This window comes from Vibrio sp. 10N.261.46.E11, assembly GCF_041472735.1.
Taxonomy (GTDB): domain Bacteria; phylum Pseudomonadota; class Gammaproteobacteria; order Enterobacterales; family Vibrionaceae; genus Vibrio.
In genome coordinates, this window is record NZ_JBFRQW010000027.1 from 85,358 (window position 1) to 100,215 (window position 14,858).

The 14,858-nt window shown below is 44.1% G+C and carries 14 protein-coding genes and 1 pseudogene; 10 read left to right on the forward strand and 5 right to left on the reverse strand.

The window, feature by feature from the left end; all coding sequences use genetic code 11:
- Positions 1 to 189 precede the first annotated feature (189 nt).
- The 5 genes and pseudogenes from AB4407_RS09510 to AB4407_RS09530 form a co-directional block, all read left to right on the forward strand.
- Positions 190 to 561: a GntR family transcriptional regulator gene (locus tag AB4407_RS09510; protein ID WP_372120379.1), complete on the forward strand. Its 372-nt coding sequence runs from the start codon at positions 190 to 192 to the stop codon at positions 559 to 561.
- On the forward strand, positions 558 to 1,412 hold the full coding sequence (locus AB4407_RS09515; protein WP_372120380.1) for an ABC transporter ATP-binding protein: 855 nt from the start codon (positions 558 to 560) through the stop codon (positions 1,410 to 1,412). Before AB4407_RS09510 ends, AB4407_RS09515 begins: the two co-directional genes overlap by 4 nt.
- Positions 1,412 to 2,269: a hypothetical protein gene (locus AB4407_RS09520; protein WP_372120381.1), complete on the forward strand. Its 858-nt coding sequence runs from the start codon at positions 1,412 to 1,414 to the stop codon at positions 2,267 to 2,269. Before AB4407_RS09515 ends, AB4407_RS09520 begins: the two co-directional genes overlap by 1 nt.
- A gap of 950 nt (positions 2,270 to 3,219) precedes the next feature.
- Positions 3,220 to 3,510 carry a putative quinol monooxygenase gene (locus tag AB4407_RS09525; protein WP_372120382.1) on the forward strand — a complete coding sequence of 97 codons (291 nt, stop codon included), beginning with the start codon at positions 3,220 to 3,222 and terminating at the stop codon, positions 3,508 to 3,510.
- A pseudogene (locus AB4407_RS09530) lies at positions 3,507 to 3,608 on the forward strand (nitrate reductase); the annotation flags it as partial. The gene AB4407_RS09525 and the pseudogene AB4407_RS09530, both read left to right, overlap by 4 nt.
- Here the strand turns inward: AB4407_RS09530 and AB4407_RS09535 are convergent.
- Positions 3,608 to 4,060: an NUDIX pyrophosphatase gene (locus AB4407_RS09535; protein WP_372120383.1), complete on the reverse strand. Its 453-nt coding sequence runs from the start codon at positions 4,058 to 4,060 to the stop codon at positions 3,608 to 3,610. The pseudogene AB4407_RS09530 and the gene AB4407_RS09535 sit on opposite strands and share 1 nt — an antisense overlap.
- A 284-nt stretch (positions 4,061 to 4,344) precedes the next feature.
- Here AB4407_RS09535 and AB4407_RS09540 point away from each other — a divergent pair, with 284 nt between their 5' ends.
- Complete coding sequence (locus AB4407_RS09540; protein ID WP_372120384.1) at positions 4,345 to 6,057, forward strand: pseudouridine synthase; 1,713 nt, start codon at positions 4,345 to 4,347, stop codon at positions 6,055 to 6,057.
- A gap of 156 nt (positions 6,058 to 6,213) precedes the next feature.
- Entirely contained in the window at positions 6,214 to 6,609 is a 396-nt protein-coding gene (locus tag AB4407_RS09545) for a hypothetical protein (protein WP_123284960.1), read from the forward strand.
- An 81-nt stretch (positions 6,610 to 6,690) separates the two neighbouring features.
- Here the strand turns inward: AB4407_RS09545 and AB4407_RS09550 are convergent, their stop codons facing one another.
- The 3 genes from AB4407_RS09550 to AB4407_RS09560 form a co-directional block, all read right to left on the reverse strand.
- Entirely contained in the window at positions 6,691 to 8,049 is a 1,359-nt protein-coding gene (locus AB4407_RS09550) for a Na+/H+ antiporter NhaC family protein (protein WP_048663277.1), read from the reverse strand.
- Positions 8,050 to 8,286: 237 nt separating this feature from the next.
- Complete coding sequence (locus AB4407_RS09555) at positions 8,287 to 9,069, reverse strand: 2-keto-4-pentenoate hydratase (protein WP_372120385.1); 783 nt, start codon at positions 9,067 to 9,069, stop codon at positions 8,287 to 8,289.
- Between the two features lie 168 nt (positions 9,070 to 9,237).
- Entirely contained in the window at positions 9,238 to 11,022 is a 1,785-nt protein-coding gene (locus tag AB4407_RS09560) for an SgrR family transcriptional regulator (protein ID WP_372120386.1), read from the reverse strand.
- Positions 11,023 to 11,624: 602 nt separating this feature from the next.
- Here AB4407_RS09560 and rimK point away from each other — a divergent pair.
- Positions 11,625 to 12,530, forward strand: coding sequence for a 30S ribosomal protein S6--L-glutamate ligase (gene rimK, locus AB4407_RS09565; RefSeq protein ID WP_372120387.1), 906 nt, complete (start codon positions 11,625 to 11,627; stop codon positions 12,528 to 12,530).
- A gap of 89 nt (positions 12,531 to 12,619) precedes the next feature.
- The gene (locus tag AB4407_RS09570; protein ID WP_132745697.1) at positions 12,620 to 13,048 is read left to right on the forward strand and encodes a RimK/LysX family protein; all 429 of its coding nucleotides are present in this window, start codon (positions 12,620 to 12,622) and stop codon (positions 13,046 to 13,048) included.
- Positions 13,049 to 13,178: 130 nt separating this feature from the next.
- Here AB4407_RS09570 and AB4407_RS09575 read toward each other — a convergent pair whose 3' ends face one another.
- Complete coding sequence (locus AB4407_RS09575; protein WP_372120388.1) at positions 13,179 to 13,967, reverse strand: MBL fold metallo-hydrolase; 789 nt, start codon at positions 13,965 to 13,967, stop codon at positions 13,179 to 13,181.
- A 202-nt stretch (positions 13,968 to 14,169) separates the two neighbouring features.
- Between AB4407_RS09575 and AB4407_RS09580 the strand changes: the two genes are divergently transcribed.
- Positions 14,170 to 14,772: a 2OG-Fe(II) oxygenase gene (locus AB4407_RS09580; protein ID WP_108020116.1), complete on the forward strand. Its 603-nt coding sequence runs from the start codon at positions 14,170 to 14,172 to the stop codon at positions 14,770 to 14,772.
- Positions 14,773 to 14,858: the final 86 nt, after the last annotated feature.

A 14,858-nucleotide genomic window follows, 5' to 3' on the forward strand; every position in this document is an offset into this window, starting at 1 on the left:
CTTTTCTTATTTAATTGGCATAGATCATACAACGACTTGAGAGCCCACAAGGAAGTAGGCTTCAAGTGTTCTCGTAACCAATACATTCCTCCAAACATAAAAATATCCTCTTCATTTTTATAAAACCCTTGCCAATTCGAATAAAAAGGTTAGTGTTATACATATGTATATCACCATGCAGTTTTGATTATGACCGAATGGAAAGACGACCAACCGATCTTCAGGCAGCTTGCTTCGAAGATCAGTGACCAAATTCTTCAAGGTGTTTGGTTAGAACAACAAGCATTGCCTTCTGTGCGTGCGGTTGCCGCCGATCTAAAGATCAACCACCTGACTGTCATGAAAAGCTACCAGTTACTGGTGGATGAAGGCTTGGTAGAGAAAAAACGCGGCCAAGGCATGTATGTGGCCGAAGGGGCACTTCAAAAATTGAAAGAGTCGGCACACCAAACTTTCATTAATACACAGATCCCAGCCATCGCTGAGACGCTAGGCATCATTGATATGAGTGTCGAAGAACTCGTGAAACAGCTAGAACAACATATAAAGGACAAGTCATGAGTACTTTACTTTCAGTGAAAAACGTAACCAAAACCTATTCAAACCAAGTGGGTGTTGAGAACATCAGCTTTGAGTTAAGGCCGGGGCAAGTGCTTGGGCTACTTGGACACAATGGCGCGGGTAAATCGACACTGATTAAATCACTGCTTGGTGGACACAACTATCAAGGTGAGATTGAGGTGAATGGTTACCACCCTATCCACCAACACGCGGAGCTCATGCAGCACTTATCGTACATTTCAGATGTAAACGTGTTGCCTGAGTGGATGACGGTTAAACAACTGCTTCGCTACACCCAAGGTGTACACCCAAGCTTCAACAAGCAAAAAGCTGAACAAACGCTAAGCAGCACCAACATTAAACTCTCTTCAACGATCAAGCAGCTTTCTAAAGGAATGAAGGTACAACTTCACCTTGCGATCATCATCGCAACCGATACTCAAGTATTGATCTTAGATGAGCCTACGCTTGGGTTAGATCTACTCTACCGCGATACTTTCTATCGCCACCTTCTAGAGTGGTTCCACGACGGTGAACGCGCGATGATCATCGCTAGCCATGAGGTTTCAGAGATTGAACATCTATTAACGGACGTGTTGATTCTGAAACAAGGCCACTGTGTATTGCAAAAGAGCATGGAAGACATCGAGAGCGACTATTTCATTATCGATGTCGTAAACAATCACTCGAGCGAGATTCAGAAGCTCAACCCACTGACCTCACAGCCTGGGCTAGGAACCACTAAATGGTTACTGGAAGGCCAATACAAAGAACAAGTTGAATCATTGGGTAACATCTACAACGTGGGTCTCGCAGACCTATTCCTTGCAACACAGACGGAGAAGGCATAATGCATCCAAGTTTTTACATGCTAGAAAAAGAGCTTATCGAGCACAAAATTAACACTCGATTGCCTCTGTTTGTCGGGTTGTGTGGTTTCTTGCTCTTCGTTAGCTTTTTCTTTAGTGGTCAGGCGCAACACGACTTTTTCTTCCAAATGGAAGTCAACGGAGACGTGAGCGACATCCACAGAGAGTTCGCACAAGATCTAAACTCAGTGATCTACTTTGGCGCAGGCTTGATTTCACTGTTGCTTTCGACGCTTTATATCCCTAAAACGCTGCGTAAAGAACGCCAAGAAGGCAGCTCAATGTTTTGGAGAAGTATGCCAGTATCGAACGCCATGACTCACAGTGTGAAGCTAGGTTTCGGTTTAGTGGTTATCCCCGCTATCTGCGCTCTGTTGGTTCTATTCGCTGATTCTCTGTTTTGGATTCTGAACATTTCAAGCGAACAACAATTAGCACTGATAGTAGAGCAACAATCGCTACTCTATGTACTAACCAATTGGGTGATTTTCTTTGGTCGAATGCTGCTGGTTGCGTTAGTTCTATTGCCACTAGCAACGGTAACTCTAGCGATTTCTCAACTGGTTAACTCTCCGCTGCTTGTCATTTTTATCTCAAGCTATGCGATTAAGTTACTCTCGGTCGCCGTGTTTGGATTTTATGGCATCAATGACTTCTTCTCTCTCATCGCATCACTACCAATAAAGGTACTAACGGCAAGCAACCCATTCAGCGCGATTGTAGAAACACCTATTTTATCTTTAGGTATTTACGTGATGATTGGTGTTGGCGGCTATCTACTAAGCTTAAAGCTGAACCGAACAGATGATGTGAGCTTAAAGACGCTGTTCCAGCGCTAGAGTTATCGAGCCTGAGCCTAGAGGCTCATCACGCACGCACAAGACCTAAATCAAAGCTTCTGAGAAATCGGGAGCTTTTTTATTGGCTGGCGATTTCTGTAAAGGGAAATGCGTTTCAGTGACTTGAATAGTGAAAAAGATATAGTCGAGGATGCGAGTTAATTTTGGTGCGTAAGAACGAAGTGAAGTAGGTATAACGAGAGGGGGTATTAATGAGCTGACATTGAATTGCATTGTTGTTAATGCCTGTCAGCTCTTTGGGGATGATTTCTTTAGTCGCCGGCCTGATAAAGGTCCTTGAGAGTGCTATTGAAATCGGTTTGTTGCGTTTTACATACCCATTTAAGGGTTTTGTTTGAAAGCCTTTCAGCTTTGTAACTTTATAGGTTTAGATATAAAGCTTATTTCTTTGAAGCTTCTTTCGCTGTGTCTTTCCAGTATTGGATACGGACGCGATGAAGCTGTGCTCTTCTCATTTTTTTCATAAGGGATATTTCCTTTTCTTAAACTGCTCTTCTTGAGCTATTTTTTATTGCTAACCATTCGAATCTAACGATGTTTGATGGCCAGATCAATGATACAAGTCACAAAATTTATAGAGTTTTTAGTACCATTTACATCAAAGTAAGACCTAGTTATCAACTGTGGTTCAATTTAATCCGATGAGCCGTTGTTCGAGATTAAGATTAGTTATCTCAGATGACAAATTCATTTCAGTACCAATACAGTTCAATGATACCTGTTTAATAGACCGGACTAACGCATATTTAGTTCCCAATAACCTACCTCCCCTGCAACTTAAGTTACAATGTAACCAATATTCCGTTTTAATTGGCTGTTTTTTATTCACACAAGCCTATACGACACAAACTCAAAATGGGATTATGTTTGTAACGGAAGAGCTTTTGATAGAAAAAAGCCGTAGTGAATAAAATTAAATGGACGTAATTATGAGTAAAGTAATTCTGCAAGGGCATATTCTAGTGCCAGACAACGACCTAGAAGCCGTCACACAAGCCTTGGTTGCGCACAAAGAACTGACACTGGAAGAAGCTGGTTGTATCGTGTTTCGAGTCAGTCAAAGCACCCTTCAACCTAATCGCTTTGAAGTGTATGAAGAATTCACTAGCCAAGAAGCATTCGAAGCCCACCAACAGCGAGTCAAAGCTTCTGAATGGGGTAGCATCTCAAAGAACGTAACGCGTCATTATCAAGTAACCGACGTGACCACGCCACAATGACAGACCCGTTAGCCCCACGTATCATCACATTGATCAAACAAGATCCCTTGCGAATGCAGGTTTTAGAATGTGTGTCTCAACTGGGTTTACCGCAATGCTAATTCAATTTGACTCGGTAAAGCGGATTGACTGGCTTATCGACAAAATACGACCAAATATGATCGTAGACGGCATGTTGGTTGGGGAACGGCGCAAGTGCTTTCGCTTCCTCTAAATCGCACCAACGGTACTCTGTATGTTCCTCGTTCAGTTCAATCGCTTGGTTGGGTGGGCATAGCACCGCAAACACCGGGATTAGCTGAATCACATTAACGTGAGCCTCGTAAAACTGCTCCAGAAACTGCGCGTTATACAAAGCTTTCACTTTAATTTGGGTCTCTTCTTCAAACTCGCGCACGATAGCCTGCCAGCCTGTTTCACCCGCTTCAATCGAGCCTGCGACATGGCACCAAAACTCGCCTTTCACACGCTTCATTAATAGCATTTTCGTTTGTCCGTCGATCTCTGAAATTGCGACACCGGATACAATCGAAGTATTGAGTGGAATCATAATGTTACCTTAGGTTGAACAGAGGGCGGCAAGGCTACCACCCTTCGTTTATGAAGTTGTCTTCTATGATTAAAAACGAGAGGCCACTCATCAATTTATAGCTATCAAGTGCAACTGCTGAGGCTTAACTGTCCAAGAACAGCCTTTGTATCCAGTCATTGAGCGATTCTTATTTGAGGCGCTTTTCGATAAAGAGTAGAATCCCCGCCTTGTACTGTGTTTAAGCTCTCAAAGCATACACCATAGACACACAGCCATTTATCACCATGAAGTAAGACGACAATATGCACTCATCAAAACCAACGCACGACTCAGAAAACAGCCACACACCTGAGCATTGCTTCACTCGTTTTCAACAGCCGATCGAGTCATATTCGTTGCCAGAGCGTTTCACCTTCCCGTTCTACTATGAACCGCATCCACTGTGTGAAATCGCATCTCATCAGCTTCAACAATACTTAGAAACACAAACCGATTGGCAACATGACTTCGGGCTAGATTCTGACACAGGCCGCGGCAAGATGTTTGGTGTGTTGCTAGTGAAAAGTCCATCAGGTGAGCTTGGTTACTTCTCTGCCTTCTCTGGCAAAATCGCTGAGCAAAATTTATTACCTCACTTTGTGCCGCCAGTCTTCGACATGCTCAGCAGCGACAGTTTTTTCCATCAAGACACGGCTGACATGATGGCTGTGAATGCAAAATTCAAAGCACTACAAGCTAACGCAGAATACCTTGAGTTGTGTGAGCAACTGGCGCAGCAAAAAACGCAAGCTGAGCAAGAAATTGAAGCTCAACGTCTATTGATTATTGAAGGCCGAAAAACGCGTAAAGAACAACGTGAACAAGGTAAAGAAAACCTTGATGAGCAAGCCTTCGAGCAATTGAACAATGAGTTAAACAAGGCCAGTGTTGCCGACAAGAACCAGCAGAAGTACCTAAAACTCAACTGGGAACAGACCCTACTAGCATTGCAGGCTAAAGTTGATGTTTTCACGACCCAACTGGCTGAGCTAAAAGAGCAAAGAGCACACATTTCTCATCAGCTTCAACACAAGCTGTTTTCACAATACGCTTTCCAAAATGCGGAAGGAAACGTTGAAGACCTTAACCAGATCTTTGAAACCACGCCAAACAAGATACCACCAGCAGGCTCTGGCGAATGCGCTGCGCCTAAATTGCTGCAATACGCGTACTTAAATGGTTACACACCATTGGCATTGGCTGAATTTTGGTGGGGTCGTTCTCCGAAATCTGAAATCCGAAAGCACAAGAAATACTACGCCTCTTGCCAAAGTAAGTGTGTACCGATTTTAGGCCATATGATGAAAGGTCTAGAAGTCGATCCAAACCCATTGCTAGAGAACCCTGCTGAAGGCAAAGAGCTGGATATTCTGTTCCAAGATGAGCACATCGTTGTAATACACAAGCCGGCAGGTTTTCTATCCGTGCCGGGTAAAACCATCAAAGATTCCGCCTACACACGCGTTCAAGAAATGCATCCCGACGTTGAAGGACCATTTGTTATTCACCGCTTAGACATGGCAACCTCGGGTATTCTAATTTTCGCTCTCACACGACGTGCGAACAAGAGCTTGCAGAAGCAGTTCATTACTCGTGAAGTCGAGAAGCGATACGTGGCAATGATTGAAGGCGTTCTAGCAGAAGATGAAGGCTATGTTCGACTGCCATTGCGTGGTGATTTGTATGACCGCCCTCGTCAGATTGTCTGCTTCGAACACGGCAAGCCTGCAGAAACCAAATGGGAAGTGATTGAGCGAAACGAGCAAACCACTAAGGTCTACCTGCACCCTAGAACAGGGCGTACACATCAGTTGCGTGTTCACTGTTCACATGAAGAAGGCCTTAACATGCCTATCGTCGGTGATGGCCTATATGGCAATAAAGCCGACCGATTGCACTTACACGCGGAAAGACTTGCGCTGCACCACCCGGTGACCAAAGAGTGGATGGAGTTTCAGTTCGACGCCGAATTCTAAAATAACTCATTAATAACGAGTCTTAATGAAAGGAGCCACAACGCTTGTGGCTCCTACCTCTTTTGGGTATATATCCGCGCTTATTGCACTACATCAAGATTCACTTTGTTGTGAAGAGTAGCATGCCCACCTTCTTCTCTCCTTGAGGCCTTTGATATGTCATCAGCTGCTTTGAACTTACAACCTAACAAACTGACTTCCCCATTAATTGCGACTCAAGCACCAAGCTTGAAGCCACTTACACCCAAAAAGCCAGACTTGAACTCGGCAATGCTTAACTTAATTGAAGAAGTTAAAAACGAGCTCCCACTTTACGAATCGGAGACGTTTATCTGTGGCCCAAAAGGTAACTGCTCTGGTTGCTCTAAGAAACTACTAGAGATGGTCGACAGTGAATTGATGTATTGGGAACACAGTATTTCAATAGGCCAAGGGCCAAATTTCGAAGAACTGCGCCGCTTTGGCAAGCTATGCAGCAGCGTAAGACGTGGTTTAGAAAGAAACGGACTCGTAGAAAAGCGTCCAAGAGGCAGACAAGCACTGCTAACTTAAGTGCCAGTTGGCGTGTCACTTAAACACAACCACATGTAGTAAAGGCTCCTATTCAGGAGCCTTTATTATAATCAATGGGTATTAAGCTTGTGCCACTTGGCGTGCTGGGTGTTTGATAAACACAGCAACAACAGCCACGATAGCCAGTGCAAAACAGTAGTACGAGTTAGAAACAATCTCTAGCGGAGATAGGTTGAACACAGAACCTAATAGCAATACCTGAGCACCATAAGGCAACACACCTTGAATCACACAAGAGAAGATATCCAATAAACTTGCCGAACGACGTGGAGACACATTGTTCTCTTCCGCCAGTTGGCGAGCCACACTACCAGATACAATAATCGCTACGGTGTTGTTTGCAGTACACATGTTAACCATTGATACCAAGCCAGCAATACCTAGTTCACTCGCACGGCCATTTGCTTGCTTAGAGTGTGAAGAACCAAACGCACGAATCAAACCGCTCACTAGATTAGTCAGAAACGCTAATCCACCTTGGCGACGCATTAGCTCACTCAAACCACCAATCAGCATCGACAGTAAGAAGATCTCTTGCATGTTGCCAAAGCCTGCGTAGATGTCTTGAGCGTAATCCGTCAAGCCGTAGTTCTCAACAGAGCCTAAACTCACACCACCCGCCAGCAAGATACCGATCGTCAACACAACGAATACGTTCATGCCTGATACCGCAAGAATTAGGATAGTGATGTACGGCAGGACTTTCAGCCATTCAATTGGGCCTGTTTCAGGAACTTGAGTTGCCGTGCTGTTGAAAGCAAAGATAACAATCGCGATAAGTGCAGCAGGAAGTGCAATGCGGATGTTCTCTTTAAACTTGTCTCTCATCTCACAGCCTTGCGAGCGTGTCGCGGCAATCGTGGTATCAGAGATGATAGAAAGGTTGTCACCAAACATCGCGCCACTTAAAACAACACCAGCGGTTAGAGGAATGCTCATGCCAGCTGAGTCAGCAATGCCTAGTGCCACAGGGGCAACCGCAGCGATAGTACCCATAGATGTGCCCATTGCGGTCGCAATGAAAGCAGAAATAAGAAAGATACCCGGTAGGATCATGCTCGTCGGGATCGCCGACAAACCAAGGTTGACCGTTGCATCAACACCACCAGAAGCTTTAGCCACGGCCGCAAAAGCACCCGCCAGTAGGTAGATCATACACATTGCGATAATGTCTTTGTGACCTACTCCACTTAAGAACTGTTCGATAGCACGGTTCAATTTATCTTTGCTTAGCAACAACGCCAGCATCACTGCAGGCAAAGCCGCAATCGGAGCTGGAAGCTGATAGAAAGCAAAATCGACGCCTTGCAGTGACAAGTACGTACCTACGCCAATAAACAGCGCAAGGAACACGATCAGAGGGATAAGCGCAACTGCCGAAGGGGCAATTACCACATTAGAATTTTTCGAATTGGACATGGAACGACAACGCTATAGAACAGGAAGGAGAGCAGACTAATGTCACACTTAGAACTTGTCAACGTCTAGACGTCTAAACGCCCAATTTAATGCAAAGTAATAAGAACCTTATTGAGCATCACATAATAGAAAAGGCTATTTACTCACCAGTAAATAGCCTTTTGAGAACCGATAGCTTTTACACAGAAGCTAACTTTTGCTTGCTTAGTGCTGTTGCTAATTTAGCTTTTTTCTTGCTTAGTTTTTTTGTTGGAACGTCACTTGGTACTCTCCGATACCATCATAAGCAACGGTTGTTAGCTGGTCGAAGTCAAGCTCAACCACACCACAGTAAGACCCTGTAATAATCGCCTCGCCCGCTTCAAAACTGATTCCACGCTTGGTCATCGTATCGATCAACCAGTAGACAGGGTTTTGAGCTAATGCGTTAGGGTGAGTGCCAGAAAATGCCTGAACTTTTCCAGCTTGGGTTATAGCCACTTCGACCTTAGCAGCAGTAAACGCTTTATCTTTCTCTATTTCAGGACCAAGAAACAGGCCTTGGTTTGCCAAGCAATCGGCTAAAACTTCGTAAAACTCCGCACCAATTCCATCGGCAAAGCGAGATTGAATTAACTCAAGTGCCATATGGCAAGAGCCAATTGCATCATTGATTTGTGCTTCACTGTAACCATTTAAGTTCGCAGGCAAAGGCTTAGTCAGTACAAAAGCGATTTCTGGTTCTACTCGGGCTACCTCTTTGCCTAGCACTGAGCTTGTGTCTGCGAACAATTCACAAACTTCGCCTTGCTGTACGTTGTCAGTGAAAATAGGCGCTACGATAAATTTATTTTCTGCAAGAGGTAACAGACACTTCCAGCCCCCCACTCTATCTGCACGAATTTCAATCATTGATTCTTGAATGGCTAACGCATCATCTAAACTGGTTGGGCGATATTGTTCGATTAATCTTGGCGCTTTAGTTCCCGTGGTGCGACGGCTTAATAACTCTTTAGCCGCCTGCTCAAATACACTTGTCATAAAATACCACTAATAATTAATAATCAATTTAGTACCAGATCTCTGAACAGTGAATAGAACTCTCATAACGATATAGCACCAAGATTTTAAACAACAATTTTCACATATCCTAAGTTTGAACACATGAAGAGATATTACTTTTACCAAATAAAAGCTAGGCGGCAGAAACTAATCAGCCGACCATACATTCTTGAAATCTGGCCATCCCCAGTTAGTGATGGCGACGTTTTTCAAAATACCTTGGAAACGCACGGTTTGTAGGTGGTGGAACATTGGCACTAACCAATAATCAGAGATCAATGTCGATGCAATGGGCTCTAATTCTGCTAGGTAATTGGGCAGTTCTACCGACGCTTTGTGATGGTCTAAACGCTGCTTGAGCCAGTCGCTATTCATATGTCCCAATGCAGAGTGCAAAACAGGATCATTCATCATCCACGAAAATAGCGAAGACGGGGCATTATCATCGAGATTCAGGTTACACAGCACCAGATCCTCCTTTAACTCGCCACTCTGGGAGAGCAGCGCCAGTTCGCGAAAGCTGTAGGTATTGACCTCAACTTCCACGCCATATCGTTTGAGTATGTCGGATACGCAAATCGCACATCGGTACAACGCATAATAGTCATAAACCGCAATGCTCATTCTTTTCGGAAGTTGAGCCTCTTTCGAAGGCGTTCGATACAATTTCTGCCAACTTGGCAGTATGTTTTGAGCTAAAGAGACGCTAAACAAACCCTTGTTATGTTCCAACTGAGACAAAATCGCTTGTGGGTTGGTCAGTTCTGAAAGGTATTTGCGCTGCTCATTATTTAGTGGGCTAGCCGCTGAGTTCTGATTAAATAGGATAAATAAGCACCCATCCTCGACTCGGCTATGAAGGCCGTCTGTATCTGCAGAAACGAGTTCTACGTCACTTTTCCCTAACTGGTGAAAACAAGACGAATCTTCATAAGGCGATACGTGCATTTGGCTATCATCGAAACGAGCAGTGCCCGTCATTGATTCCTCAAACAGCCAAATGGTCACTTCATCGGTTAACGAGCGACAACCATAATAGTGCTCAAATGCGGCGAGTTTGATGCGTTCATTATTGGTTTCGACCACTTTGAATGGGCCAGTGCCTACTACCGTGTGAGGCACAGAGCTTAATGGTGACGGCTCACGGTTCACTTGCGCTGCGGGTTGAATTGAATACTTAACGCCAGCCAACAAGCCTGCGAAGCCGGTGTCAGCTTTAGTCAATTGGAAGCTGATCCTCAGCGGCTGTTCACTGTAAACCGAAGCAACATGAGCTAACTCTGTTTGATAAAAAGGTAAGGTTTGCAAGGCTGAAAACAGCGAGACTAACTGCTTAGCATCAACTGGCTGACCATCGTGGAAGGTTAGTCCGGGGCGCAAATAGAAGGTCCAAACCAACTTCTCAGCATCATATTCCCAATGGTGCGCTAACTCAGACTTCAACTCGCCTTTGCCATTACAAGTGACGAGGCAACTGAATACTTGCCTGATCAAAAATCGTTCGCTACTGCGGTGAATATGGTGTGGGAACAGATCTTCAAACTTACGTTTATAGGTTAATTGTACGTGCAGCAGCCCTTCACGCATTGTCGCGCCTGAGGTTTCTTGAAGGAGAGAACCAAAGATTGCGCGGTCATTGTCTAGAATCGACAGGGCTTTTTCGTATTTGCCCTGCTCTATCAATTTTCCGGCAACATGTTGCGTCAGCTCTTGATTACTAAAGCGTAAGGTCAGGTTAGATCGTTGATTCCTGCCAACTTTTGGCTCCCACACTACCCATTCAGCTTGATGCATCTTACCTAACAAGGTTCGAGCGTGACGCAAACTGGTAAACAGCTTGTCTGCGACCTCCGTTAAGGTCACCGAATGTGAGAGGTTAGGATCGAACGAATCCAGCCTTGTGTAGTAACGCATCATGTTTAGATCAGACAAATAATGAACCTTTTTAGAAACAACCCTTCCTGATTAAGCCCATTATAAAACACATCAGCTTAAAAGTAGCGATAAAAGACGAAAACAGGAACAACTTACTAAAAACCCATCTGTTTATTACTTCCTATTAAATAACCATCATTAATGGGTCAGCAGGGAACGTTAAGTTCCCACCAAAGCCTAATACAAGAGAAGTAATCATCATGAGAAAATACTATCTTAATAAGTTAAAAAGCACCTGTAGCAAGCTCGAAAGAGAAGCACTACGAACACTTATAGAGCTATGTAGCTGGCGTTATTAGTACACTTTTTAGCACCGAGTTAACGCGAGTTGAGCACAACCTAATATGCTCCTACCCCCAATATGAGTTAGGTCTCAACTCGCTTTTCCATTCCAAATCCCCTCTCAAGCCTGCTGTACCAATAGCTCACCAATTCGATAAATTTCAGTTGTCGACTCGACAAATTTAATTCGTTTTCTTAGTTAAGCGAAAAGCCTTAAGGTTCGCCCCGAAGCAAGCATGGAGCCTCAAAAAACTGAAAGCTCAGCTAACAACTAATTTATTTGCAGTTACCAATCAGGTATTAACTAAGGAAACGCCATGCGTATCGCAATTCTTTCTCGCAACGAAAATCTATACTCTACTTTTCGCTTAAAAGCGGCTGGAGAAGCACGTGGTCACCAGGTCGATGTTATCGACACGTTGCACTGTGATATAGATATCGCGAGTAACAATCCGAAGATTCGCTACATGGGTGAAGAGCTACCTCAATACGACGCGGTTATCCCACGTATTGGCGCTTCCATTACCTTTTACGGAACTGCGGTTGTTCGCCAATTCGAAATGATGGGCACTTTTTGTATCAATGAGTCAGTCGCTATCAGTCGTTCTCGCGACAAACTGCGCTCACTACAACTGTTGTCTCGTAAAGGTATTGGCTTACCAAAAACAGGTTTCGCTAGCCGCCCAGACAAGATTCAAGACTTGATCAAAAACGTAGGTGGCGCGCCACTGGTTATCAAGCTTCTTGAAGGCACTCAAGGTATCGGCGTTGTACTAGCAGAAACAAACAAAGCAGCAGAAAGCGTTATCGAAGCGTTCATGGGCCTAAAAGCGAACATCTTGGTTCAAGAGTTCATTGAAGAAGCAAATGGCGCAGACATCCGTTGTTTTGTTGTTGGCAACAAAGTAATTGCAGCGATGAAGCGTCAAGCTGGTGAGGGTGAATTCCGCTCTAACCTGCACCGTGGCGGTACAGCTCAACTGGTTAAACTAACCAAAGAAGAGCGCGCTACAGCAATCAATGCTGCGAAAATCATGGGTTTAAACCTATGTGGTGTTGATATTCTACAATCTAAGAATGGCCCTGTTGTAATGGAAGTGAACTCTTCTCCTGGCCTAGAAGGTATCGAGAAAGCGACAGGTAAAGATGTAGCAGACATGATTTTCGAATTCATCGAGAAAAATGCAAAACCAAACGCTAACCGTACTCGTGGCAAAGGCTGATGAATTACGGCTCCTCACTTTGATAATTAGGAGTTGAAGTTTGAGTCTAATGCACCAAACTGACAAGAAGTGTTATGATTGGAAAAAATATGAATCAAAAAATTATCATAGGAAATACAGAAGCGTTATGCTTACCCGAGCTAGGAATCGCTCGCTTACATACTCGTGTTGATACGGGTGCAAAAACATCATCTCTACATGTAGACAACATCATCTGCATTAAAGAGAATGGTCAAAAATACGTAGAGTTCGATTTACATCCAGATATTTACAACCTAGAAGAAACTGTTCGCTGTAAAAGTAAATTAAAAGCAAACCGCAAAATCAAATCATCCAATGGTGAGTCTGAGCACCGCTGTGTGATAGAAACAATGTTAGAAATTGGTGGTAATCAATGGCCAATAGAAATCACACTAAGCAACCGTCAAGATATGACTTATATGATGTTGCTTGGTCGTCAAGGCATGAGTGACAAAGTGATTGTTGACCCAGCGGGTGAATTCCTGCTGACCCACTAATCCGAGTCATCGTAACCGCTCCACAGGTTATAACTAAAGCTAGTCACAACGATATAAGGCCAGTCTCATGACTGGCCTTATATCGTTCTATTCTTGAATTTCGAGTTGCTGCTTTTTACTTTTAGCTTATCTATTTCTTGGATTTACCATGCGACTGAAAACCAAAACGCCAAATCGATAGCAGCAGTTTCTTAGTTTTGATTTTGGTTACCCGCCAATGTGTCACAGGCCTTCTTGGAGCACTCATCAATAAGTGTTCAAAGGCTGTCTGACTAAAATCGACTTGTCCTCCATGCGCCACCAGCAAGGTATCTAGCTGCATGTCATAGATACGAGATACTGACGCTCGGTACTTGTTAGGGTGAAAGATAGGGAAAGGCGGAATCAACTTCTTTTTCACTTCCACCATTAGATCTGCCACATAGACAACGCTGTGAGATGGACAATAAACCGAAAGATCTCTGTCGGTATGGCCTGGCGTTTCCAGAACTAACCAATCATCAAAACCCGGAATACTATCACCATCCGACAGCTTGTAATCCGGCTTCAACTTTCTTGAATACCACAGATTTGCTTTGGGCTTGCCCAATCGATTCGCCATCCATCGTGCCAATGCCAGATCGGTCAAATGCATCAGTATGCCATCAATGCCGTGATACCAATCTTTGTCTCGGTTTGCTGCAACCAAGTTACAATTCGTTAGCTTTCTGAGCTTATGCGCTGCCCCTGCGTGATCAGGATGCATGTGTGTGACCACAACCGTGTGTAGATCAGAAAAATCACGCATAAGTTCGGTTTCAATGAAAGTCTTCAAATGTGGGATGTCGGCTCGACACGCGCCATCAAGCAACAGTAATTTGTCTGGGTACTCCACCAAGTACATGTCTTGGATGTAACCTTTAATGGTATGCAGCTGCAAACCCACTCCTTGTGATAAACCAACTGGTCAGACCTATACCATAGCAAACTCACGCTCAGTTGTAACAAGTTTGTTAATTGGCCAATTGCATCAAAACATCATGATCTTCAGCACTTTTATCGTGACGACAAAATACGTGATTTGTTGACCTGAGTTATTAGGACTATATATGCGCCTCTAATTTATTGTCTGAGTGCTATACATGAACCAACTAATCGATGCTCTTTCTACCCAAGGTTACTTTGTTTGGGATGACTTCTTAACGCATGAAGAAGTGGTGGCATTGAGGGATTGCATTCCAGAGAACTGGAAAAAGGCTAGGATTGGCCGTAACGATGAAGTAACACGAGAGTCGACCATTCGTAGTGACAAAATTCAGTGGGTACGCCGCGACATGGGCGAGCCAGCTTCTCTGTTCCTAGACAAGATGGAACAAATTCGTTTAGCGGCAAACCAAGCGTTCTTTTTGGGTCTGTTCGAGTACGAAGCGCACTTTGCTAAATACGAAAAAGGCGACTTCTACCAGAAGCACTTAGACTGCTTCAAAGGCAATGAGAACCGCCGTCTGACTACCGTGTTCTACATGAATGACGAGTGGACAGAAGAGGACGCAGGTGAGCTTGTGGTTTACGATCTGAAAGACAACCACATCGCGACCATTCCACCAAAGTCAGGTCGTCTATTTGTGTTCTTGTCTGAACAGTTCCCACACGAGGTACTGCCGACAAACACAGAGCGATTCAGTATCGCTGGTTGGTTCCGCATTAACGGCGTGAAAGACAACCAACTCGATATCGCACACTAGAACTGAGCTGATTTTTACAAGCTCTAGCTTATTCAAAGCCTCTCCTTCGAGAGGCTTTTTTATTGAACAAATATTGAGCGAGCATT

What these genes read in the sequence shown, in the direction of transcription:
- rimK (WP_372120387.1), top strand. Translation starts at nt 11,625, where the DNA reads ATGCGTATCGCAATTCTTTCTCGCAACGAAAATCTATACTCTACTTTT.
- AB4407_RS09580 (WP_108020116.1), top strand. Translation starts at nt 14,170, where the DNA reads ATGAACCAACTAATCGATGCTCTTTCTACCCAAGGTTACTTTGTTTGG.
- AB4407_RS09550 (WP_048663277.1), bottom strand. Translation starts at nt 8,049, where the DNA reads ATGTCCAATTCGAAAAATTCTAATGTGGTAATTGCCCCTTCGGCAGTT.
- AB4407_RS09540 (WP_372120384.1), top strand. Translation starts at nt 4,345, where the DNA reads ATGCACTCATCAAAACCAACGCACGACTCAGAAAACAGCCACACACCT.
- AB4407_RS09570 (WP_132745697.1), top strand. Translation starts at nt 12,620, where the DNA reads ATGAATCAAAAAATTATCATAGGAAATACAGAAGCGTTATGCTTACCC.
- AB4407_RS09555 (WP_372120385.1), bottom strand. Translation starts at nt 9,069, where the DNA reads ATGACAAGTGTATTTGAGCAGGCGGCTAAAGAGTTATTAAGCCGTCGC.
- AB4407_RS09545 (WP_123284960.1), top strand. Translation starts at nt 6,214, where the DNA reads ATGTCATCAGCTGCTTTGAACTTACAACCTAACAAACTGACTTCCCCA.
- AB4407_RS09535 (WP_372120383.1), bottom strand. Translation starts at nt 4,060, where the DNA reads ATGATTCCACTCAATACTTCGATTGTATCCGGTGTCGCAATTTCAGAG.
- AB4407_RS09515 (WP_372120380.1), top strand. Translation starts at nt 558, where the DNA reads ATGAGTACTTTACTTTCAGTGAAAAACGTAACCAAAACCTATTCAAAC.
- AB4407_RS09520 (WP_372120381.1), top strand. Translation starts at nt 1,412, where the DNA reads ATGCATCCAAGTTTTTACATGCTAGAAAAAGAGCTTATCGAGCACAAA.
- AB4407_RS09510 (WP_372120379.1), top strand. Translation starts at nt 190, where the DNA reads ATGACCGAATGGAAAGACGACCAACCGATCTTCAGGCAGCTTGCTTCG.
- AB4407_RS09525 (WP_372120382.1), top strand. Translation starts at nt 3,220, where the DNA reads ATGAGTAAAGTAATTCTGCAAGGGCATATTCTAGTGCCAGACAACGAC.